This is a genomic window from Polaromonas sp. P1_F6 (assembly GCF_056405695.1).
The window spans coordinates 308,692-331,113 of sequence record NZ_JBFUBQ010000004.1 but is presented as its reverse complement, the minus strand read 5'-3'; the positions used below and the strand labels follow the sequence as shown (position 1 = coordinate 331,113).

The following is a 22,422-nucleotide window of genomic DNA, read 5'->3' as shown; positions in this document are numbered from 1 at the left end:
GGCGCCTCGATACTGGGGCGCTCTTTCAAACCTCCAGAAGGAAACTATTTCATGAAGCGTACATTTCTCCAGACTCTGCTCGCCGGCCTCGTGCTGGGAACCCTCGGTATTGCACCGTCAGTCCAGGCGCAGGACAAAGGCAGCATCGGCATTTCGATGCCCACCAAATCCTCTGCCCGCTGGATCGCCGACGGCGACAACATGGTCAAGGTACTCAAGGAGCGCGGCTACAAAACCGACCTGCAATATGCCGATGACGACATCCCGAACCAGCTTGCCCAGATCGAGAACATGATCACCAAGGGCGCGAAGGTGCTGGTGATCGCCTCCATCGACGGCACCACGCTGTCCAAGGCGTTGCAGAACGCGGCCGACAAGGGTGTCAAGGTCATCGCCTACGACCGTCTCATCAAGGGTTCGAAGAACGTGGATTACTACGCCACCTTCGACAACTTCCAGGTTGGCGTGCTGCAGGCTACTTCCATCGTCGACAAGCTGGGCCTGAAGCAGGGCAAGGGCCCTTTCAACATTGAACTCTTCGGCGGCTCCCCGGACGACAACAATGCATTTTTCTTCTACGACGGTGCCATGAGCGTGCTCAAGCCCTACATCGACAGCGGCAAGCTGGTGGTGCGCAGCAAGCAAATGGGCATGAACAAGGTCGGCACGCTGCGCTGGGACGGTGCGGTGGCCCAGGCACGCATGGACAACCTGCTCTCGGCCTACTACGGCAAGGAAAAAGTCCACGCAGTCCTGTCGCCATATGACGGCCTGTCCATCGGCATTCTGTCCTCGCTCAAAGGTGTCGGCTACTGCACGGCGCAGCAGCCTTGCCCGGTGGTCAGCGGGCAGGACGCCGAAATTCCTTCGGTCAAGTCCATCCTGAAAGGCGAGCAGTACTCGACGGTGTTCAAGGACACGCGCGAGCTGGCCAAGGTGACGGCCAACATGGTGGACGCCACCCTCTCTGGCAAGCAGCCCGAGATCAATGACACCAAGACCTACAACAACGGCGTGAAAGTGGTGCCCTCCTACCTGCTCAAACCGGTGGCTGTGGATGCCTCTAACTGGAACCAGGTTCTGATTGGCAGCGGTTACTACAAAGAGTCACAAATCAAGTAACCCCGGCTGAAGGGTGAAAGCACGACGGTCCCGTGCCGGGGAGGCGCGGGACTGTTTACGCCCATCGGTGTCAGTCGCCGTCGGAGCGATTTTTGTACCAAAGGACAGGCATTGGAAACGATTCTCGAGATGCGCGACATCCGCAAAACCTTCCCAGGGGTGGTCGCGCTGAACAAGGTCAACCTGCGCGTGCGCGCGGGTGAGATTCATGCCATCGTCGGTGAAAACGGCGCCGGAAAATCGACCTTGATGAAAGTGCTCTCGGGGGTCTATCCGCACGGCTCCTACAGCGGGGACATCGTCTACGAAGGCCAGGAGCGCCAGTTCCTCGGAATCCACGACAGCGAGCAGCTGGGCGTCATCATCATCCACCAGGAACTGGCGCTGGTGCCGCTGCTATCCATTGCCGAGAACATTTTCCTCGGCAACGAGACTGCACAGCGCGGCGTGATCGACTGGATGGCTGCGCACAGCAAGACGCAGGACCTGCTGAAAAAAGTGGGCCTCAAGGAATCGCCCGCCACGCTGATCACGGACATCGGCGTGGGCAAGCAGCAACTGGTGGAAATTGCCAAGGCCTTGTCCAGGCAGGTCAAGTTGCTGATCCTTGACGAGCCGACGGCGAGCCTCAACGAAAACGACAGCCAGGCCTTGCTGGACCTGTTGCTGGAACTCAAGGGGCAGGGCATTACCTGCATCCTTATTTCACACAAGCTCAACGAAATTTCACGCGTGGCGGACGCCATCACCATCCTGCGCGACGGCAGCACCGTCGAAACACTGGACTGCCGTGCCGAAGCCATCAGCGAAGACCGCGTCATTCGCGGCATGGTGGGCCGCGAGATGGCTGACCGATATCCGCCGCGCCAGCCGAAAATTGGCGAGACCGTGTTTGAAGTGCGCGACTGGAACGTCTACCACCCGCTGCACACGGACAGGAAATTCATCAAAGGCGTCAGCCTGCAGGTGCGGCGCGGTGAAATCGTCGGCATTGCCGGGCTGATGGGGGCGGGGCGCACGGAACTTGCCATGAGCATCTTTGGCCGTTCGTGGGGGCGCCGCATCAGCGGCCAGGTCCTTCTGAACGGCCAGCCTGTTGATGTCGGCACGGTAGAGAAAGCCGTTCGCCATGGTCTGGCCTATGTGACCGAAGACCGCAAGGGCAACGGGCTGATATTGAACGAAGACATCCAGTTCAACGTCTCGCTGGCCAACCTCAAGGGCGTTTCAAGTGCCTCCGTCATCGACAGCGGCCGCGAATACCAGGTCGCGCAGAGCTACCGCGAAAAACTCCGCATCCGGTGCTCAAGCGTCGGCCAGAAAGTCCTCAACCTCTCGGGCGGGAACCAGCAGAAAGTGGTGCTCGGGAAATGGCTGTTCACCAGTCCCGAAGTGCTCATCCTCGACGAGCCCACGCGCGGCATCGACGTGGGCGCCAAGTACGAGATTTACACCCTGATGGCCCAGCTCGCGGCAGAAGGGAAATGCATCATCATGATTTCCTCGGAAATGCCGGAATTGCTGGGCATGACGGACCGGATCTACGTCATGAACGAAGGCCGCTTCATCGCCGAGATGCCGACGGCCGAAGCCTCCCAGGAAAAGATCATGCGCGCGATCATGAAAGCAAGCTGAAATGAACAACGAGTCCTCCAACGCCACCGCGATTGCGGCAAAAACCGCCGCTGCCAGCGGCAAATCGCCGCTCGACTACCTGAAGCACAACTTCCGCGAGTACGGCATGCTGATCACGCTGGTGGCCATCATGGGCTTCTTCCAGTACATGACCGAGGGCACGCTCATGCAGCCCCTCAACCTCACCAACCTGGTCCTGCAGAACAGCTACATCGTCATCATGGCGCTGGGTATGCTGATGGTGATCGTGGCCGGGCATATCGACCTGTCGGTCGGTTCGGTGTGCGGCTTCATCGGCGCGCTGGCGGCCGTGCTGATGGTGGAGTACGGCTGGCATTTCGTGCCGGCCTCGCTGGTGTGCCTGCTCTGCGGCGCGCTGATAGGCGGGGTTCAGGGCTGGTTTGTCGCGTTCTTCCGCATCCCTTCTTTTATCGTCACGCTGGCCGGCATGCTGGTGTTCAAAGGGCTGGCGTTGGCACTGCTGCAAGGCCAGTCGGTCGGCCCCTTCCCCGATTCATTCCAGATGCTCAGCTCGGGTTTCATGCCCGACCTGCTGAGCAGCGAAGGCCTGCGCATGACTTCGCTGCTGCTGGGCGTGGCGCTGGCCGCCGTGCTCGCCGTGGCCGGCATACGCGCGCGGGCCAAGCAGCTCAAGCACGGCATCCAGGCCGAGCCCGCCGCCATTTTCTTCGTCAAAACGGCGATGTTCTCGGCGCTGCTGATCTATTTCAGCTACCTGCTGGCTTCCTACAGGGGGCTGCCGAATGTGCTGATCGTGATGGCCGCGCTGATTTTCCTGTTCCACTTCATCACGGGTCGCACCACTATCGGGCGGCGCGTCTATGCGCTGGGCGGCAACGAAAAGGCCGCCAAGCTGTCGGGCATCAAGACCGAGCGCCTGGCCTTCTATACCTTCGTGAACATGGGCGTGCTGGCGGCGCTGGCAGGCTTGGTGTTCGCCGCGCGCCTGAATACCGCGACGCCCAAGGCCGGCCTGGGCTTTGAGCTCGACGTCATCGCCGCCTGCTTTATCGGCGGGGCCTCGGCCTCGGGCGGTGTCGGCAAGGTCATGGGCGCGGTGATCGGTGCGTTTGTGATGGGCGTGATGAACAACGGCATGTCCATCCTGGGCATCGGCATCGACTACCAGCAGGTCATCAAGGGCGTGGTGTTGCTGGCCGCCGTGTTTGTCGACGTCTACAACAAGAACAAGGCATGAACCTCCTGGCCGTTCTGAAGGCGAATATCGTGGCGCGTGGCGCGAAGGCCGCTCCATGACCGTGGCCGACGCCGCCCCCGTGCTGGAGCTTGCGGGCATCCACAAACAGTTCGCGGGTATTCCGGCCTTGCAGGATGTGCGTTTGCGCCTGTATCCCGGTGAAATCCATGCCTTGATGGGGCAAAACGGCGCCGGCAAGTCCACGCTCATCAAGGTGTTGACAGGCGTGCTGGAAGCCAGCGGCGGTCAGATGCAACTTGCCGGAAAACCGGTATGGCCGGACTCTCCCCTGGCCGCGCAGCGGCTGGGTATCAGCACGGTCTACCAGGAAGTCAATCTCTGCCCCAACCTGTCGGTAGCGGAAAACATCTTTGCGGGCCGCTATCCGCGGTACGGCTTTGCGCAGGGGTCTCGCATCGATTGGACCACCGTGAACCGCCGTGCGCGCGAACTGGTCGCGCGCATGGGCCTGGACATCGACGTCACGCGCCTGTTGTCCAGCTACCCGGTCGCCGTGCAGCAACTGGTGGCCATCGCGCGCGCCATCGGCATTGAATCCAAAGTGCTGATCCTCGACGAGCCGACCTCCAGCCTCGACGATGACGAGGTGCAAAAACTCTTTGAGGTGCTGCGTCGCTTGCGTGGCGAGGGGCTGGCCATTGTTTTTGTCACTCATTTCCTCAACCAGGTGTATGCGGTGTCGGATCGCATCACCGTTCTGCGCAACGGCAGTTGGGTCGGCGAGTGGCGTGCCAGTGAACTGGGGCCGCAGGCACTGATCGCGGCCATGCTGGGCCGGGAACTGGCCGCGCAATCCGCCACCGCCGCCGTGCCTCCGGAATTTGACGATGCTGCGCCGGCGCTTTTGCAAGCTGAAGGTCTGGGCCAGACCGGTCAGTTGCAGCCTGTGGACCTGCGCGTGCGTGCCGGCGAGGTCGTGGGCCTGGMCGGGCTGCTGGGCTCGGGCCGCACTGAACTGGCGCGCCTGCTGTTCGGCCTGGAGACGCCGGACCGCGGCATGCTCAGAATCGACGGCGAGGCGGTCACGTTTTCCAATCCCGCCGAGGCGATCCGGCAGGGCCTCGCCCTATGTCCCGAGGAGCGCAAGACCGATGGCATCGTGGCCGAGCTCTCAGTCCGGGAAAACATCGTACTGGCGCTGCAGGCCCGCATGGGCATGCGCCGTTTTTTATCGCGTGCCGAACAAACCGCATTGGCCGAACGCTTTGTCCAGGCGATGGGTATCAAGACCGCGAGTGTGGACACCCCCATAGGCCTGCTGTCGGGCGGCAACCAGCAAAAGGCCATGATCGCGCGCTGGCTCGCGACCGAGCCGCGCCTGCTGATCCTGGACGAACCCACGCGCGGCGTCGACGTGGCCGCGAAGCAGGAAATCATGGAGCAGATCCTGCGCCTGGCTGAGGCTGGCATGGCGGTGATTTTCATCTCTTCTGAAATGAGCGAGGTGGTTCGTGTGGCGCACCGCATCGTGGTGCTGCGTGACCGCCGCAAGGTGGGTGAGTTGCCGGCAGGCAGCAGCGAAGACACCGTCTATGAACTGATTGCGGCTGAACATGCCTGAAGAGAAACACCACCCCTCGCCTCTGGCCACTGCCATGAGGCACCGCCTGGCCTGGCCGCTCATCACACTGTTCCTGCTGCTGGCTGTGAACACAGTGTTTAACGCCAGTTTCCTGCACGTCGAGTGGCGTGACGGTCATTTGTACGGCAGCCTGATCGATATTCTCAACCGTGCCGCGCCGCTGGTGCTGGTGTCGCTCGGCATGACGTTGGTGATCGCCACCCGCGGCATCGACATTTCCGTGGGCGCCGTGGTGGCCATTGCTGCCGCAGTGGCCGCCTGGATGATTGGCGGGTCGGTGGCAGGGAGCGTGAGCCGTTTCCCGATGCCGCTGGCAATTCTGGCGGCATTGGCCATCGCGCTGCTGTGCGGACTGTGGAACGGGCTGCTGGTCGCCAGGGTAGGCATGCAACCCATCATCGCCACACTGATCCTCATGGTGGCGGGTCGCGGCATCGCGCAGCTGATCACCGGCGGGCAGATCATCACCATCTACTACGCGCCATTTTTCTTCCTGGGCAGCGGTTACCTGCTGGGCCTGCCGTTCTCGCTCTCTATCGTGGCCGTGGTCTTTGCGCTGCTGTACCTGGCGGTGACGCGCACCGCCCTCGGGCTGTTCATACAGGCTGTGGGCATTAATCCAACCGCAGCACGCGTCGCGGGCGTGCAGGCCAGGCGCCTGATGGTTGCCGCCTACGGCTTCTGTGGCTTGTGCGCGGGCATTGCGGGCTTGCTGATCAGCTCCAACGTCAAAAGCGCCGATGGCAACAACGCGGGTCAGTTGCTCGAGCTGGATGCCATCCTGGCCGTGACGCTGGGCGGCACCGCCCTCACCGGTGGGCGGTTCAGCCTCGTGGGCAGCGTGATCGGCGCGCTGATCATCCAGACGCTGACTTATGCCATTTACTCGCTGGGTGTGCCGCCTGAGATCAACCTGGTGGTCAAAGCTGTGGTGGTATTTGTGGTCATGCTGCTGCAATCGGCTGAATTCCGGGCCGAGATCGGTATCTGGATGCGGCGGCCGGCCGCGCGGGGGATGCGGCCATGAACACAACCGTCACCCGGCCTCCCGTAGAGGCCGCCTCCAGCCAACGGGCACCTGCTGCGCCGGCTTCAGGTTTTAATCCCAAATACCTGCCGCTGGCGGCCACCATATCGCTGTTCGTTGCCATGGCCACCATGGGTTCGGTGCTCTACAGCGGGTTCTTTTCGGCTCAGGTGTTTCTCAACCTGCTGATTGACAACGCCTTTCTGGTCATCATCGCCGTGGGCATGACGTTTGTCATCCTGTCGGGCGGCATTGACCTGTCCGTCGGCTCCGTGGTCGCACTCACCACCATGGTGTCTGCCGCGCTGGTGGAGCACCATGGCTGGAGTCCGGCCGCGGTGATTCCGCTGGTGCTCCTCATGGGCACGGCGTTCGGCGCCTTCATGGGGTTTCTGATTGAGCGTTTTCGCCTGCAGCCTTTCATCGTGACGCTGGCCGGCATGTTTCTGGCGCGCGGCCTGTGTTACCTGATCAGCGTCGACTCCATCAGCATCACCAACGAGTTTTATTCAGAGGTTTCGCAGCTGCGCATTCCCTTGTGGGAAGACGCCTCGCTCTCGATCAGTGCCGTGATCGCCATCGCGGTGCTGCTGGCGGCGGTGTTCATTGCACACTGCACTCCCTTTGGCCGCGCGGTGTATGCCGTCGGCGGCAACGAGCAATCGGCACTGCTGATGGGTCTGCCGGTGCGTCGCACGCTGGTGGGGGTTTACACGCTGTCGGGTTTTTGCTCGGCGCTGGCCGGTGTGGTCTTCACTTTCTACATGCTTTCGGGCTACGGCTTGCACGCCACCGGCATGGAGCTTGACGCCATTGCCGCCGTGGTCATTGGCGGCACCTTGCTCAGCGGCGGCGTGGGTTATGTGGCCGGCACCCTGTTCGGGGTGTTGATGCTCGGAATCATCCAGACCCTGATCTCTTTTGACGGCACTTTGAGCTCCTGGTGGACGCGCATTGTCGTCGGCGCGTTGCTGTTTGTTTTTTGCCTCCTGCAACGGCTGCTGGCAAATCGCACACCCAAATCTTCCTGAAACCTTAATGGCCAGACCATCATGACAAGCACCAAACGAAAACTACGTTCCACCGAGTGGTTCGGCACGGCCGACAAAAACGGCTTTATGTACCGCAGCTGGATGAAGAACCAGGGCATTCCCGACCATGAGTTCGACGGCCGCCCCATCATCGGCATCTGCAATACCTGGTCGGAGCTCACGCCTTGCAATGCCCACTTCCGCAAGATTGCCGAGCATGTGAAGCGCGGCATCTCAGAGGCGGGCGGCTTTCCGGTCGAGTTTCCGGTGTTCTCGAACGGCGAGTCGAACCTGCGTCCCACCGCCATGCTCACACGCAACCTTGCCAGCATGGACGTGGAAGAAGCGATTCGCGGCAACCCGATTGACGCCGTGGTGCTGCTCACCGGCTGCGACAAGACCACGCCCGCCTTGCTGATGGGTGCGGCGAGCTGCGACATTCCGGCCATTGTGGTGACCGGCGGGCCCATGCTCAACGGCAAGCTTGAAGGCAAAAACATCGGCTCGGGCACGGCGGTGTGGCAACTTCACGAGTCGTTAAAAGCGGGCGAAATCCAGCTGCACCAGTTCCTGGCAGCCGAGGGCGGCATGTCGCGTTCCGCCGGCACCTGCAACACCATGGGCACGGCCTCCACCATGGCCTGCATGGCCGAAGCGCTGGGTACTTCGCTGCCGCACAACGCCGCCATTCCCGCGGTGGATGCACGCCGTTATGTGCTGGCGCAAATGTCGGGCGCGCGGGCTGTCGAGATGGCGCGCGAGGGCCTCACGCTGTCGAAAATTCTCACACGCGAAGCCTTCGAAAATGCGATTCGGGTCAACGCCGCCATTGGCGGCTCCACCAACGCAGTGATTCACCTCAAGGCGATTGCGGGCCGCATCGGTGTGCAGCTGGACCTGGAAGACTGGACGCGGATTGGCCGCAACACCCCCACCCTCGTCGACTTGCAGCCTTCCGGCCGTTTTCTGATGGAAGAGTTTTACTATGCCGGCGGCCTGCCCGCCGTGTTGCGCCGGCTGGGTGAAAACAGCTTGCTGCCGCATCCCAATGCGCTCACCGTCAATGGCCGGTCGATATGGGACAACGTGCGCGAGGCGCCGCAGTACAACGACGAGGTGATCCGCCCTCTCGACAACCCCTTGATCGCCGACGGCGGTATCTGCATCCTGCGCGGCAACCTGGCGCCGCGCGGCGCCGTGCTCAAGCCCTCCGCGGCCTCGCCCGAACTGCTCAAGCACCGCGGCCGCGCGGTCGTATTCGAGAACCTCGAGCACTACAAGGAACGCATCGTCGACGAGAACCTCGACATCGATGCCAGCTGCGTGATGGTGATGAAGAACTGCGGGCCCAAGGGCTACCCCGGCATGGCCGAAGTCGGCAACATGGGCCTGCCGCCCAAGCTGCTGCGCCAGGGCGTCAAGGACATGGTGCGCATCTCGGACGCACGAATGAGCGGCACCGCTTACGGCACCGTTGTGCTGCATGTGGCGCCAGAAGCAGCGGCCGGCGGGCCGCTGGCCGCGGTACGCGACGGCGACTGGATCGAGCTCGACTGCGATGCGGGCCGCCTGCACCTGGACATCAGCGATGCCGAACTGGCTGAACGCCTTGCCGCCCTGCAGAAGGCCCCTGCAGGCATGCGTGGCGGCTACCAGCGCCTGTATGTCGACCACGTGCTGCAGGCCGACGAGGGCTGTGATTTCGATTTTCTGGTCGGCTGCCGCGGCTCCGAAGTTCCCCGGCACTCCCATTAAACCGCTCAAGCAGTGAACTACTGAACTTTATCCAACCTGATCCAGTCCCCATGAACACGCTCCGCCAGCCGCGTTACCGCGGTATCTTCCCCGTTGCCCCCACCACCTTCACCGAAACCGGCGAGCTTGACCTTGAAAGCCAGAAGCGCTGCGTCGACTTCATGATCGACGCCGGCTCAGACGGCATCTGCATCCTGGCCAACTTCTCCGAGCAATTCGTGCTTTCGGACGAAGAACGTGAAACCCTGACCCGTACCGTCCTCGAACATGTGGCCGGCCGCGTGCCGGTGATCGTGACCACCACCCACTACGGCACGAAGGTTTGCGCCGAACGCAGCCGCCGGGCGCAAGACATGGGCGCCGCCATGCTGATGGTCATGCCGCCGTATCACGGGGCCACCTTTCGCGTGAGCGAGCCGCAGATTTACGAGTTTTATGCGCGGCTGTCGGACGCGGTCAACATTCCCATCATGATCCAGGATGCGCCCGCCAGCGGCACCGTGCTTTCAGCCTGCTTCCTCGCGCGTATGGCCCGTGAGATTGAACACGTCGCCTATTTCAAGATCGAAACCGCCGGTGCAGCATCCAAACTGCGCGAACTGATCCGTTTGGGAGGCGACGCGGTGGAAGGGCCCTGGGACGGCGAAGAGGCCATCACACTGCTGCCCGACCTTGATGCCGGTGCCACCGGCTCCATGACCGGCGGCGGTTACCCCGATGGCATTCGTCCGATCATCGAGGCGCACCGCGCCGGTGATCACGACAAGGCCTATGCCCTTTACCAGCAGTGGCTGCCACTGATCAATTACGAGAATCGCCAGGCAGGGCTGCTGGCCGCCAAGACCTTGATGAAGGAAGGCGGCGTGATCGCCTGCGAGGCGCCGCGTCATCCTTTTCCGGCCATGCACCCGGACACGCGCGCTGGGCTGCTGGCGACCGCCAGGCGGCTTGATCCGCTTGTGCTGCGCTGGGCGCGGTAGACGGCGGGAACAACTTAGGCGGCATGGCGCGCGCCGCACGGCCTCTGCCGCATCGGTATTTGCGCTTTCCGCCTGAGTTTTTGCTTCTTTTTTGATAGCAGCTTGCGCTTATATCTGTTGGGCTGCACGCCTATGAGGCCATTAACGAGGCGTTCCAGACCCGATCTGGCGCGCCAGGTGCATTTGGTGCAGGGTGATCTTGCGCACCTCGGCCTGGCTGGTTTCGATGTGGGCGCGCAGCAGCATGGCGGCCTGGTCGCCACGCTTGGCGCGCACCGCCTTGAGAATCTTGGCGTGCTCTTCATAGGTGGCCTCAATGCGCGGCTGCTTGATGAAGTCAAGCCGGCGAATGATGCGGATGCGGTCGGTCACGTCGCGGTGCACACGCGCCATCTCGGCATTGCCGGCAGCCGCCACCAGCGCGCAATGAAAAGCTTCGTCCCACTGGGCGACCCGAACATGATCGGTGCTGCGCTCGCCCACCGGAACCAGCCAGATGGCCGCCAGTTCATCGAGCAGCGCCGTGTCAATCGTCTGGCTACCGGCGCACAGCCGCTGCACGGCCGTGGTTTCCAGCACCATGCGCAGGTCGTAGAGCTGTTCAAACTTGTCGAAATCAAAGGGCAGCACACGCCAGCCACTGCGAAACAGCACCTCGACGAAACCTTCCTGCTGCAAGCGAAACAGGGCCTGGCGCACGGGCGTGCGCGAGACGCCAAGACGTTCGCTGATTTCGGTTTCGGTGAAGCGGTCGCCCGGCACCAGCTTGAACTCGGAGACGTCGCGCTTGAGTTCGTCGTACACCTCGTTGGCCCGCGAACGGTGGACGAGCGCAGCGGCAAGGCTCGCGGGAGGGTTGGAGGCAGTGTGCATGGTGAAACTCTAGCAGTGTTGGGGCTGTGCCGGCAGTGCCGCCAGCAACTCGCCGCTGGTGGCGGTCCAGCCGACGATGGCGCCCTGGGCGCGGATCATCGCCACGGCCGCCGACTTGAAGACGGGGAAATAACTTTCAGTGCAGTCTTCCAGCAGCAGGCTGTCATAGCCGCGGTCGTTGGCTTCTCGCATGGAGGTCTGCACGCAGACTTCCGTGGTCACGCCCATGAACAGCAGGTGCGTGATACCGGCATGCTGCAGCCGCTCGTGCAGGCCGGTGGCATAGAAGGCGCCTTTGCCGGGCTTGTCGATGGCGATCTCGCCGGGCAGCGGCGCCAGCTCGGGGATGATCTGGTTTCCCGGTTCACCGGCTATCAGGATGCGGCCCATCGCTCCCATGTCGCCGATACGCAGGGTCGGGTTGCCGCGGCTGCGCTTGGCGGGCGGGCAATCGGCCAGGTCGGCCCCGTGCGCCTCGCGGGTGTGCACCACAAGCCCGCCCGCGCGGCGCCAGGCCTCCAGCACGGCCTTGCAGGCCGGCACGATGGCCTGCAACAGCGAGACGTCATTGCCCAGCGTTTCACCGAAGCCGCCGGGCTCGATGAAGTCGCGCTGCATGTCGATGATGACCAGCGCGGTGTGCGCCAGCTCGAACTCGTAGGCGAAAGGAGCCGCTGCGATTTTCATAGGAGTGCTCCTTCGTGGGCCACCGCGGAACCGGCTTTGCCGGGCTGCTGGTGGCGTCCCCTTGAGGGGGGAGCGGCTGCAGGCCGCTTCGGGGGGGAACTCATCGTCCCCCGCCCATGTGCGCACCCAGCACCTGCCGCTGGGCCCCGGAGGCCGCGGTCTCGAAGACGATGCGCCCCTCGCTCATCACCACGATGCGGTCGGCCAGTTCAAGCAGTTCGTCCAGGTCTTCGCTGACCAGCAGCACTGCCGCGCCCTGCTGCGCCACGCCCCGCAGGCGGGTGTGGATTTCCTTCACGGCGGCGAAGTCCAGGCCGAACACCGGGTTGGCGGCGATCAGCACCTTGATCTCGCCATGCAGCTCGCGCGCCAGCACGGCACGTTGCACGTTGCCGCCAGAGAGGCTGCGAATGGGTGCGTTCTCCCCCTGCGTCTTGATGCCGTAGCCCTTGATCCATTCGCGCGCGCGGCTGCGCCAGAGCCCGAATCGCAAGCGTCCCGCGGCGCATAGCGGCGGCCGGTCGAAGTCGCGCAGCGCCATGTTTTCGGCCACGCTGAAGTCACCCACACAGGCATTGCGCAGCGGCTCCTCAGGCAGGCTGCGCACCTTCAGGCGGTGGTTCTCGCCCCGCGTAGCAGCGTAAGGCTCGCCGCCCACCCGCACCATGCCGGCGGCGCGCGCCCGCTGGCCGACCAACGCTTCGACCAGCTCGCGCTGGCCGTTGCCGGATACGCCGGCGACGCCGAGGATCTCGCCCGCGAGCACCGACAGGCTCAGGTCGCGCACCGCTAGCGTGCCGCGGTCGCCCATGACCTGCAGGCCGTGAACATCAAGGGATGCGGTTTGTGCCGCAACATCGACAGCCCGCACGGCGCTGGTGGCAGGCACCTTGGGTTCCGTGGCCTGGTTTTCGGGGTGGGCCGCGGCCGCATCACCCACCATGGCCTGCGCGAGCCGCGCCGGGTCGGTCGCCGGCACCGATGTGACGTGTACCGCCTTGCCGCGGCGCAAGACGGTCACGTCGTCGGCATAGGCCATGACTTCGCGGAACTTGTGGGTGATGATGAGCACCGTGCAGTGGCCGGCACGTGCGAAGTCGCGCACATGGCCCAGCACTTCGTCGGCCTCCTGCGGCGTCAGCACCGAAGTCGGCTCGTCCAGGATCAGCAGGCGCGGCTTGAGATAGAGCTGCTTGAGCAGTTCGAGCTTTTGTTTCTCGCCGGCGGCCATGTCCAGCGGACGCGTGTCCAGGTCCAGCCGGAAGGGCGTGGTTTGCACAAAGGCCTCCAGCTCCGCGCGTTTTTGCGTCCAGTCGATCAGCGCCGGCGTCTTGCCGCCGGCCAGCAGCAGGTTTTCGGCGACCGTCATGCCGGGCGCCAGCGTGAAATGCTGGTAGACCATGCCAATGCCCAGCGCGCGAGCCACCACCGGATTGGCGATCGTCTGCTCACGGTCGTCGATGACGATGCTGCCTTCCGAGGGCCGCTGGAATCCCGCCACGCACTTGACCAGTGTGCTTTTGCCCGCGCCGTTTTCACCGAGAAGCGCATGCACGGTTCCCGGCGCCACCTTCATGTTGACACCGTCGAGCGCCGTGAAGCTGCCGAACCGCATGCTCATGCGGTAGATGTCCAGCGCCAGCGCGCCGGTGGCGGGCGGCAGGCTGCCGATGGTGATGCCTGGACTCATGGCGTGGCCAGTGCGTCCAGCACCGCCGCCGATGAAGCATGCGCGCCGAACACGCCGCCCTGCATGGTGATCATCTTCAGCGCTGCCTCATGGTTGCCGCGGTCGGTGGCGGCGGTGCAGTCCGACAGCAACAGGCATTCGAAGCCGCGGTCGTTGGCGTCGCGCATGGTGGTGTGCACGCAAACGTCGGTGGTGATGCCGGTGAGAATCAGGTTCTCGATGCCGCGCGTTCGCAGCACCATCTCCAGATCGGTGGCGTGGAACGAGCCTTTGCCGGGCTTGTCGATCACCACCTCGCCGGGCAGCGGTGCCAATTCGGGAATGATCTCCCAGCCCGGTTCGCCGCGCACCAGGATGCGCCCGCAAGGGCCGTCGTCGCCGATGCCCGCGCCGTGGGCGCCGATACGGCGCGAGCGCCAGCGCTTGTTGGCCGGCAGGTCCGACAGGTCGGGCCGGTGGCCTTCGCGCGTGTGGATCACGTGGTAGCCCGCGGCACGCATGCCGGCCATCAGGGCGCTGAGCGGTTCAATCGGCGCGCGCGTCAGCGAGATGTCATAGCCCATCTTGTCCACGTAGCCGCCTTCACCGCAGAAGTCGGTCTGCATGTCGATAACGATAAGCGCGGTGTTGCCGGGCCGCAGGTCGCCGTTGTACGGCCATGGGTAGGGGTTGGCGTTGACGAAGCGTTCCATCTGGATGTTTTCCTTGTCAGTGCTTGCAGTCACTAGCGGGTGGCGGAAAGCTCGCCCGGGCTGCCACTCACGGTGCTGCCTGGCCGGCAGGTGATGACCAGGATCAGCAGGGTGAGCACATAGGGAACAATGTTGAAAAGGTGGTATCCCCAGTTGATGCCGACGGACTGCAGGGCCGGGCCGATGGCGCCGGCGCCGCCGAACAGCAGCGAGGCGTACACGCAGCGCAGGGGGCTCCAGCGCGCGAAGATCACCAGCGCCACCGCGATCAGGCCCTGGCCGCTGGAGATGCCTTCGTTCCAGCTGCCGGGATAAAACAGGGTGAGCGAAGCGCCGCCCAGGCCGGCAACCAGGCCGCCGGCGGCGGTCGCGGCAATGCGGATGGCGGACACCGAATAACCGAGCGAGCGAGCGGCGTTGGCCGAATCCCCCGCCATGCGTACCATCAGGCCAGCGCGTGTGTTGGCAAAGGCCCACCACAAGGCCACGGCCAGCGCCAGCCCGATCGGCACCAGCACATTGATCTGCAGCGCCGAGCGGACGGCGGCCGAGCTGCTCCAGCCGCCCAGCGCGATGGCGGGCAGTTGCGGCGCCTGCGGCTGGATCAGCGGCTTGCCCAGGTAGAAGGCCAGGCCCGTGCCCAGCAGCATCAACGCAATGCCGGTGGCAATGTCGTTGACCCGCGGTAGCGAGCAGAGAATGCCATGCAGTGCGGCCAGCAGCGCGCCGGTGGCCGCCGCCGCCAGCACACCGACCCAGGGCGAGCCCGAGAGCCAGGAGGCGCCGAAGGCCGACATGGCCGACAGCACCAGCACGCCCTCCAGCCCCAGGTTAATGCGGCCGGATTTTTCGGTGATGCATTCGCCCAGGCTGACAAAGAGGAAGGGCGCGCCGACGCGCAGCGCGCCGCCGACGATACCGGCGAAAAAGATCAGGAGCTGGTCGGTGGTCATGGCTTTTCCTCCGGCAAAGGAATCGGGCTCGGCTCCGAAGGGCCGAAGCGGCTGATACGCTCAAAAAAAGTTTTCCAGTCCACATCGCGCAGAGCCTCGCTGGCCAGGATCAGCACAAAGGCGATGCCCTGCAGCACCAGCACCGAGGCATCGGGCAGGCCCAGGCGGCGCTGCAGCAGGCTGCCGGCCGCGCCAAAGCCGCCGAACAGGATGGCCACCGGGATGATGGCCACGGGATGCTGGCGTGCGATGAAAGCCACCAGGATGCCGGCGTAGCCGTAGCCCGCGATCAGGGCGGCGTTGGCATTGGTGTGCACGGCCGCGACCTCGATGGCGCCGGCCAGGCCGGCGCAGGCCCCGCCCAGCGCACAGGCCAGCAGGATCAGCCTGGAGGCCGGTAGCCCGACGAGTTGCGCCGCACGCGGGTTGCCGCCGACCACGCGCACCGCGAAGCCCGAGGGCGTCATTCGAAACCACAGGCCCGCCGCCAGGCAGGCCAGCACGCCGATCACCAGCCCCCAGTGCACATCGGAGCCGGCGATGCCGCCGATGCGCAGGCCTTCGGCCAGCGAAAAAGTCGACGGCTTGTTGAGGCTGGACGGATCGCGCAGCGGCCCTTCGACCAGGTGCTTGAACAGGCCGACGGCCACATAGGCCAGCAACAGGCTGCTGATGGTTTCGTTGATGCCGCGGTATTGCCGCAGCCAGCCAGCCAACCCAATCCACAAGGCACCGGCCAGCGCGGCGGCGAGGCAGACCATCACCGTGCCTGCCATGTTCGCGGGCAGGGGCAGGCTTTGCGCGAGGCCGGCGCAGGCCAGTCCGCCCAGCACCACCGCGCCCTCGCCGCCTATGACTGTCAAGCCCGCGCGCGCCGGAATGGCGACACACAGGGCTGTGAGCATCAGCGGCGCGGCGCGCTGCAGCGTGTTCTGCCAGGAATACCAGTCGCCGAACGCGCCCTTGAACAGCAGCAGCCAGACCTCCAGGGGGCTGACACCGGCGAACCAGGCGAAAACCCCGAACACCCCCAGTGCCGCGATGATGGCGCTGCCCGGCAGCAGGAAGTTGGCGAGGGAGTGGCGCATGGATAAGGAAAGTCTCAGGCCCGCAAGGTCAGCCGCCGGCTCACACGGAGCCGATCACGCCTTCGACCAGGTAGTTCATCTTCTCGAGCTCAAGGTCGGTCTGCTTGAAGACCTTGCCGGAAGGCACGATGGTGCCGCCCTTGTTGTCCTTGAGCGGACCCTTGAAGATGTCGAAACTGCCCGCCATCATCTGCGCCTTGACACCGTCGGCCTGCTTTTTCGCCGCCTCGGTCACGGTGGGTCCGTAAGCCGACATCTTCACGTAGCCCTCCTTCAGGCCGCCACGGATGAAGTTGGGGTGCGGCTTGCCGCTGCGTGCCGCCTCGATGAAGGTGGTGTAGGCCGTGAGCCAGTTCCACTCGGCACCGGTCAGGTAGGCCTGCGGAGCCAGCTTGGCCTGGCTGGCGTGGTAGCCGCAGACCATCTTGCCGCGCTTGGCGGCTGTTTCCACGATGACCTTGGGGCCGTCCACGTGCATGGTGAAGACGTCCACACCCTGGTCGGCCAGGCTGTTGGTGGCTTCAGCCTCCTTCACGGGCATGGACCAGTCGCCGGTGAAGATCACGCTGGTGGTGATGCCGGGCTTGACCGAACGCGCGCCCATGGTGAAGGCATTGATGTTGCGCAGCACTTGCGGGATCGGCTTGGCGGCGATGAAACCGATCTTGTTGCTCTTGGTCATGTGGCCGGCGATCACGCCGTTGAGGTATTGGCACTCATCGATGTAACCAAAAAAGCTGGCGGTGTTTTTCGGGTGCTTGCCTTCCGTCCACATGCCGCCGCAATGCGCAAAACGCGCCGCGGGAAACTTGGCCGCCACCGCCAGCATGTGCGGATCGAAGTAGCCGAAGGAGGTGGGAAACACCAGGCTGGCGCCGTCCTGCGCGATCATGCCGGTCATGGTCTTCTGCACGGCCGCGGTTTCGGGAACGTTTTCTTCTTCCACCACCTTGATGCCCGGCATCTTCTTGAGCTCGGCCGCCGCTTGCGCCTGGGCCTGGTTGTAGCCGTAGTCGTCACGCGGGCCGACGTAGATCACGCCCACGGTCAGGGGCTTTTGCGCGAAGGCAAACGGGCCGGTTGCCGCGGCGCCGAGCGCGGCCAGGGTCTTGATCGAATCGCGGCGATTGAGGAAGTTGCTCATGGTCAATGCTCCAGGGGTTATGAGGTCAAGGAAATGAAACTCAGGCAAGAAGACTCACGTGCGCGGCGACCACGCGCCAGCCCTCGGGCGTGCGCATCCAGGTCTGGCTCTGCCGGCCGGTTCTGGCGCTGCCGGCGCGCTGGAATTCAGTATTGGCGGTCGCCATGTCGCGGCCATAGGTTGTGATCACGGTTTTCAGCAACCGCCGCTCCAGGCCCTGCGCCGGCCGTCCTGCCCGGAAGGCCTGGATGTCGGCGTAGCCGTAAAGGTTTTCCGTCGCGCCGTAGCGCAGGGTGTGCGGGCTGTTCCAGAACAGCTCGTCCAGCACGTCCACCTTGTTGTTGACCAGCGCATCCTCATAACGCGCAAACACCGCCGTGACTTCGGCCAGGACGTCGGGGAGGTTGATGGCAAGGCTGGGGTTCATGCTTGTGTCACCAGTGTGGCGGGCCGGATATGGGCGTCGCCGGCGTCGCCGAGCACCTGTGCGACCCGCAAGGCCAGGTCTTCGCGCCAGGGCGCGGCGATGACCTGCACGCCTATCGGCATGCCGCCGGCTGCCGGCCACATGGGCGCGGTGACCACGGGGCAGCCGGAAAAAGAGATGGGCTGGGTGAGCAGGCCCATCGCGGCGCGGCAGGGCTGGCGCACGCCGTTGATGTCCAGCCACTCGGTGCCGATGACCGTGGCGCCGACCGGTGTGGCAGGCGTGAGCAGCACGTCCCAGTCCTGGAACAGGGCGTTGACCTTGTCGCGGTAGCTGCGGCGAAAGCGCTGTGCGCGCACATACCAATCAGCGGGCTGCAGCGCGCCGGCGATGAAACGGTCCACCGACAGCGGTTCGAATTCGTCGGCACGCGTGCGCAGGTCGCCCAGGTGCAGGCTGCCGCCTTCGCTCGCGGTGATGATGAAGGCCGCCGCGCGCGCCAGTGCAGCATCCGGCCACACCACGTCGGCTTGCGCACCCAGGGTGCGGGCGGCCAGCGCCACCACCTCGCGCGCTTCGGGCCCGGCATTGTCGTGAAAGTACCCGCCCAACACACCGATGCGCAGGCCGCTTGCACCCTTGCCCAGGACCGGAGAGACCGGCTGCACACGCAGCGCATGGCAGCCCGGGTCCAGCGGGTCGGGCAACTGCAGCGCATCGTAGGCCAGCACCAGCCCGCCCAGGCTGCTGGCGAGCGGACCCAGGTGGTCGATGCTGTGCACGAAGGGATAACTGCCGCGGCGCGATAGCCGGCCGAAGGTCGGCTTCAGGCCCCAGACACCGCACAGCGACGACGGCACGCGGATGGAACCGTTGGTGTCCGAGCCCAGGGTGAGGGGAACCTGCCCGGCCGCGACCGCCGCGCCGGAGCCGCCCGACGAACCGCCGGCGATGCGCGTCAGGTCGTGCGGGTTGCGGCAGGGGCCGTAGTGTGTGTTTTCCGTGGTGAAGCCGTAGGCGTATTCGTCCATGTTCAGCGCGCCGACGAGCACGGCGCCGGCCGCCTTCATCTGCGTGACGAGGACCGCATCGGCCGAAGCCGCGGGCAGGCCGCGGTTGATTTTTGAGCCGGCCAGTGTGGTCAGCCCTTCGATGTCGAACAGGTTCTTGACCGCGTACGGCACGCCAGCCAGCGGTCCCAGGGGTTCGCCGCGCGCCCGCTGCGCGTCCACCGCGTCGGCCTCAGCGCGGGCCCGGGTGCGGGTTGTTTCGGTGAAGGCATTGACCCGGCCGTCCGTGCTGTCAATGCATGCCAGGCTGGCATCGAGCAGTTCGCGCGCGCTGACCTGCCCCGCCGCAACGGCGGCGGCCATGGCGGACGCATCAAACACCATGCTTTTCATGACTGCTCGCGCCCGCCGTCGCTGGACGGGAAAACCGCCGGGCAGTAAATTTCGGCCGGCTCGTCGTGCGGGGCCAGCGGCGCCGCGTCCAGCAGCGCGGCCATGACGGTGGTGCGCTGCAGGTGGGCGGCCACGCGTGCCGCGCGGTCCGGCGGCAGCGGCAGGCCCAGCACCGCGCCGGCGCTTGCGACATAACTTGCAATGCTTGCTTCGTCCATCATGGCTGCAGCTTTCTCAACGCCTGACTTCGCGCTGGAAGATTTCCAGGCTGAGTTTCTTGGTGCTGATGAAGCTGGCCTCAGACAAGGTCTCCACCGTGCGCGGACGCGCATCGCCGTAGGGCAGGATTTCGGCTACGCGCGTCGGGCGCTTGGTCAGCAGCAGTACCTGGTCGGCGAGGTACACGGCTTCTTCCAGGTCATGCGACACCAGCAGCATGGTCGTGCCGGTCTGCATGAACACCTCCTGCAGTTTTTCGCGGATGAACAGCGTCATCTCGAAGTCCAGCGCCGAGAACGGCTCGTCCAGGAACAGCACCTCGGGATTGGGCGCCAGCGCCCGCATGATGGAGGCTGTCTGTTGCTGCCCGCCCGAGAGTTCATAGGGGTAGCGGTTCAGGTCGAACTTCACGTCGAAGGAGGCCACGAGTTCGGCCATGCGCCTGTCGACTTCCGCCTTGGATCTGCCTTCAAGCTTGAGCGGATAGGCGATGTTGTCGATGGTGCGCATCCACGGGAACATGGCCTCGCGGTAGTTCTGGAAGACGTAGCCGATCTTGGTGTCTTTGAGCGACTTGCCGTCAAACAGGATTTCGCCCGCGTCTATGGGGATCAGGCCCGCGATCATGTTGATCAGCGTGGACTTGCCGCAGCCGTTGGGCCCGAACACCGAGACGATCTTGTGCTTGGGGATGTCCAGGTTGAAGTCTTCGTACAGCGGCCAGCCGGCGAAGTACTTGGTCAGGCCGCGTATGGTGATGTGCGTGCCGGCCGGGCCGGGCTGGAATTCACGCACCGGGACGTCGGCGAATACGGGAGCATTAATTACAGCGGACATGTCGGACTCCGGTGGGATCCATGGGTAAACACAGCGGTGAGTGACCGCAGGCCTCTCACCTTCAAGCAGGGGCCGCGGAACCGGCTTTGCCGGGCCGCAGGCGCAGCGGCCCCCTCGGGGGGAAGCGCATTACACGAAGTGAAAAGCGTGGGGGCCATTTATCTTCCGCTCCAATGCACGATGCGTCGCTCTGCGACGAGAAAAAGGATATTCAGCGCATAACCCAGGGCGCCGGCAGCCAGGATGGACGCGTACATGTCCTTCACGTTCATGACCTGCTGCGAGTTGATGATGCGGTTGCCCAGGCCGGTGTCGGCGCCGATGAACATCTCGGCGACGATCACGATGACGAGTGCCATGGACACCGCTGAACGCAGGCCGACAAAGCTCGGCTGCAGGCTTTCCCAGATCAGCACGTCCTTGAACACTTGCCAGCGCGAGGCGCCCATGACCCTGGCCGCCATGACACGCTGCTTGCGCGCGTTGATCACGCCGTAAGCGCTATTGAACACCACGATCAGCAGCGCGCCGAAGGCGGCAATCGCTACCTTGTTGATGTCCGACACGCCGAAAATCATCAGGAACAGCGGGATCAGCGCCGAAGACGGTGTGGAGCGAAAGAAGTCGATCAGGAATTCGACGCTGCGGTAGGCTTTTTCATTGCTGCCCAGCAGCACGCCCAGCGGCATGCCGACCGCAGCGGCGATCATGAAGGCCTGCACCGTGCGCCATACGGTGACCGCAAAGTCCTTGAGCAGCGGTCCGCCGGCCAGGCCGCTGAGCAGCGCGCCCAGCGCATCGATGGGTGGCGGCAGCAGGATGGCCTTGATGAAGCCCAGGCGCACGGCCAGGTCCCAGATGATGAAGAGCGCCACCGGGCCGATGAAGGGCAGGGCCTTGTCCAGCGCCGGCTTGCGCTGCACGACGGCCGCCGGCGCGGCCGGAGGCGTCCAGGGTTTGGCGGGCGTTGCCGTCACGGGAGAGGTGGTACTCATGGTGTTCAACCCTTGTAGAGCATGGTGTCCACGATGAGGCGCGAGCTGAAGATGCCTTTTTCGGAGAACAGGTCGAAGAATTTCTGGAAGTGCGCCACGTCGGCCGGGGTGAACTCGTTGTACATGGTGTAGGCGGCCAGCGGTACCTCGCCGGTGAGCGGGCCTTCGATGGCGGTGTAGCCCTTGAGGTACTGGCGTGCCTCGACCGATTTGCTGCGCACGTAAGCCACGCCCTTGCCATAGGCAGCGACGAATTTTTTTGCCGCGTCGGGATTCTTCTTGATGAAGTCGGAAGACAGCGAGGCCGAGCCGCCGAACCACGGCGCCATCGGGTCGCCCAGTACATAGCGCGCAATCACGCCGGCTTCAAGCACACGGGTGGTGCCATTCATGCGGCCTATGGTGCCGGTGGGCTCCAGCGTGTAGGCGCCGTCGATCTGGCCGGCGGCAAGCGCGGCCACATGCTGGCCGATGGGCAGCTCGACCACGGTCGCGCCGGTAGCGCCGCCGCGCTCCAGCACGGTCTTGGCCAGTGTCACGTTCTGGATGCCGGGGCCGGAGCCGACGCGCTTGCCTTTGAGGTCGGCCATCACCTTGGCCGGACTGGCCGCCGGCACGATCACCTCGTCGAGCACATTCTTCACGTTGCTGGGGTTGGAGCAGAAGATCTTGAAGGTGCCGGGCTGGGCGATCTCGCCGATGGCGATGTTGGCCGAACCGGTGCCGTTGGCGGTACCGTCGGCGCGGCCCGAGAGCACCGCCTCCATCACCTGCTGCGCACCGGCGAATTTGAGCGGCTCCACGTCAAGGCCGGCCTCTTTGAAGTAGCCCAGCTCGATGGCTGAGTAGAACGGCAGGCCGGCGGCGATGGGCCAGTAGCCGATGCGGATTTTCGGCCCGCCCTGCGCATGCAGGAAGGCGGGCATGCCCAGCAGCCCCAAAGTGGCGCCGGCGGCCGTGGCCTTGAGCAGCGAGCGGCGTGCCGGGCCGTGGGGGGCGGATGACGGTGTGGGAACGGGCTTCATGAAATGCTCCTGCTGGT

Annotated in this window: 21 protein-coding genes; 8 read left to right on the top strand and 13 right to left on the bottom strand. The window is 64.5% G+C overall.

The window, feature by feature from the left end:
* The first annotated feature begins 51 nt into the window (after window positions 1-51).
* The 8 genes from chvE to AC1DY9_RS14900 all read left to right on the top strand — a co-directional run bounded on the left by chvE (window position 52) and on the right by AC1DY9_RS14900 (window position 10,372).
* Window positions 52-1,122 (top strand): multiple monosaccharide ABC transporter substrate-binding protein, encoded by a 1,071-nt coding sequence (chvE, locus tag AC1DY9_RS14935; protein WP_457282346.1) that lies wholly within the window; start codon window positions 52-54, stop codon window positions 1,120-1,122.
* Between the two features lie 129 nt (window positions 1,123-1,251).
* The gene (mmsA, locus tag AC1DY9_RS14930; RefSeq protein WP_457282452.1) at window positions 1,252-2,757 is read left to right on the top strand and encodes a multiple monosaccharide ABC transporter ATP-binding protein; all 1,506 of its coding nucleotides are present in this window, start codon (window positions 1,252-1,254) and stop codon (window positions 2,755-2,757) included.
* Between the two features lies 1 nt (window position 2,758).
* On the top strand, window positions 2,759-3,976 hold the full coding sequence (mmsB, locus tag AC1DY9_RS14925; RefSeq protein WP_457282345.1) for a multiple monosaccharide ABC transporter permease: 1,218 nt from the start codon (window positions 2,759-2,761) through the stop codon (window positions 3,974-3,976).
* Between the two features lie 55 nt (window positions 3,977-4,031).
* The gene (locus AC1DY9_RS14920) at window positions 4,032-5,558 is read left to right on the top strand and encodes a sugar ABC transporter ATP-binding protein (protein ID WP_477666912.1); all 1,527 of its coding nucleotides are present in this window, start codon (window positions 4,032-4,034) and stop codon (window positions 5,556-5,558) included.
* Window positions 5,551-6,606 carry an ABC transporter permease gene (locus AC1DY9_RS14915; protein ID WP_477666911.1) on the top strand — a complete coding sequence of 352 codons (1,056 nt, stop codon included), beginning with the start codon at window positions 5,551-5,553 and terminating at the stop codon, window positions 6,604-6,606. The genes AC1DY9_RS14920 and AC1DY9_RS14915 overlap by 8 nt, the downstream gene beginning before the upstream one ends.
* The gene (gene yjfF / locus AC1DY9_RS14910; RefSeq protein ID WP_477666910.1) at window positions 6,603-7,637 is read left to right on the top strand and encodes a galactofuranose ABC transporter, permease protein YjfF; all 1,035 of its coding nucleotides are present in this window, start codon (window positions 6,603-6,605) and stop codon (window positions 7,635-7,637) included. Before AC1DY9_RS14915 ends, yjfF begins: the two co-directional genes overlap by 4 nt.
* 21 nt (window positions 7,638-7,658) lie before the next feature.
* Window positions 7,659-9,392 (top strand): IlvD/Edd family dehydratase, encoded by a 1,734-nt coding sequence (locus AC1DY9_RS14905; RefSeq protein ID WP_457282341.1) that lies wholly within the window; start codon window positions 7,659-7,661, stop codon window positions 9,390-9,392.
* A gap of 50 nt (window positions 9,393-9,442) precedes the next feature.
* Window positions 9,443-10,372, top strand: coding sequence for a dihydrodipicolinate synthase family protein (locus tag AC1DY9_RS14900; RefSeq protein ID WP_457282340.1), 930 nt, complete (start codon window positions 9,443-9,445; stop codon window positions 10,370-10,372).
* A 141-nt stretch (window positions 10,373-10,513) separates the two neighbouring features.
* On the opposite strand, the gene AC1DY9_RS14895 is transcribed toward AC1DY9_RS14900, so the two are convergent.
* The 13 genes from AC1DY9_RS14895 to AC1DY9_RS14835 all read right to left on the bottom strand — a co-directional run bounded on the left by AC1DY9_RS14895 (window position 10,514) and on the right by AC1DY9_RS14835 (window position 22,405).
* Entirely contained in the window at window positions 10,514-11,245 is a 732-nt protein-coding gene (locus AC1DY9_RS14895) for a GntR family transcriptional regulator (protein ID WP_457282339.1), read from the bottom strand.
* Between the two features lie 9 nt (window positions 11,246-11,254).
* Complete coding sequence (locus tag AC1DY9_RS14890) at window positions 11,255-11,932, bottom strand: cysteine hydrolase family protein (protein ID WP_477666909.1); 678 nt, start codon at window positions 11,930-11,932, stop codon at window positions 11,255-11,257.
* 100 nt (window positions 11,933-12,032) lie between these two features.
* Window positions 12,033-13,622 carry an ABC transporter ATP-binding protein gene (locus AC1DY9_RS14885; RefSeq protein ID WP_457282337.1) on the bottom strand — a complete coding sequence of 530 codons (1,590 nt, stop codon included), beginning with the start codon at window positions 13,620-13,622 and terminating at the stop codon, window positions 12,033-12,035.
* The gene (gene biuH / locus AC1DY9_RS14880) at window positions 13,619-14,314 is read right to left on the bottom strand and encodes a biuret amidohydrolase (RefSeq protein ID WP_477666973.1); all 696 of its coding nucleotides are present in this window, start codon (window positions 14,312-14,314) and stop codon (window positions 13,619-13,621) included. Before biuH ends, AC1DY9_RS14885 begins: the two co-directional genes overlap by 4 nt.
* 32 nt (window positions 14,315-14,346) lie before the next feature.
* A complete protein-coding gene (locus AC1DY9_RS14875) occupies window positions 14,347-15,267 on the bottom strand; it encodes an ABC transporter permease (protein WP_457282336.1) in 921 nt (306 codons plus the stop codon).
* Complete coding sequence (locus AC1DY9_RS14870; RefSeq protein WP_457282335.1) at window positions 15,264-16,355, bottom strand: ABC transporter permease; 1,092 nt, start codon at window positions 16,353-16,355, stop codon at window positions 15,264-15,266. The genes AC1DY9_RS14875 and AC1DY9_RS14870 overlap by 4 nt, the downstream gene beginning before the upstream one ends.
* Before the next feature lie 40 nt (window positions 16,356-16,395).
* Complete coding sequence (locus AC1DY9_RS14865; protein WP_477666908.1) at window positions 16,396-17,499, bottom strand: BMP family ABC transporter substrate-binding protein; 1,104 nt, start codon at window positions 17,497-17,499, stop codon at window positions 16,396-16,398.
* 40 nt (window positions 17,500-17,539) lie between these two features.
* On the bottom strand, window positions 17,540-17,926 hold the full coding sequence (hpxZ, locus tag AC1DY9_RS14860; RefSeq protein WP_457282333.1) for an oxalurate catabolism protein HpxZ: 387 nt from the start codon (window positions 17,924-17,926) through the stop codon (window positions 17,540-17,542).
* Window positions 17,923-19,320 carry an AtzE family amidohydrolase gene (locus AC1DY9_RS14855; protein ID WP_477666972.1) on the bottom strand — a complete coding sequence of 466 codons (1,398 nt, stop codon included), beginning with the start codon at window positions 19,318-19,320 and terminating at the stop codon, window positions 17,923-17,925. The genes hpxZ and AC1DY9_RS14855 overlap by 4 nt, the downstream gene beginning before the upstream one ends.
* Window positions 19,321-19,325: 5 nt before the next feature.
* Window positions 19,326-19,550, bottom strand: a complete 225-nt coding sequence (locus AC1DY9_RS14850; protein WP_457282332.1) for an AtzG-like protein — start codon at window positions 19,548-19,550, stop codon at window positions 19,326-19,328.
* Between the two features lie 13 nt (window positions 19,551-19,563).
* Window positions 19,564-20,385 (bottom strand): ABC transporter ATP-binding protein, encoded by an 822-nt coding sequence (locus tag AC1DY9_RS14845; protein WP_477666907.1) that lies wholly within the window; start codon window positions 20,383-20,385, stop codon window positions 19,564-19,566.
* 158 nt (window positions 20,386-20,543) lie between these two features.
* A complete protein-coding gene (locus AC1DY9_RS14840) occupies window positions 20,544-21,380 on the bottom strand; it encodes an ABC transporter permease (protein WP_457282330.1) in 837 nt (278 codons plus the stop codon).
* Window positions 21,381-21,385: 5 nt separating this feature from the next.
* Window positions 21,386-22,405 carry an ABC transporter substrate-binding protein gene (locus AC1DY9_RS14835; protein ID WP_477666906.1) on the bottom strand — a complete coding sequence of 340 codons (1,020 nt, stop codon included), beginning with the start codon at window positions 22,403-22,405 and terminating at the stop codon, window positions 21,386-21,388.
* Window positions 22,406-22,422 lie beyond the last annotated feature (17 nt).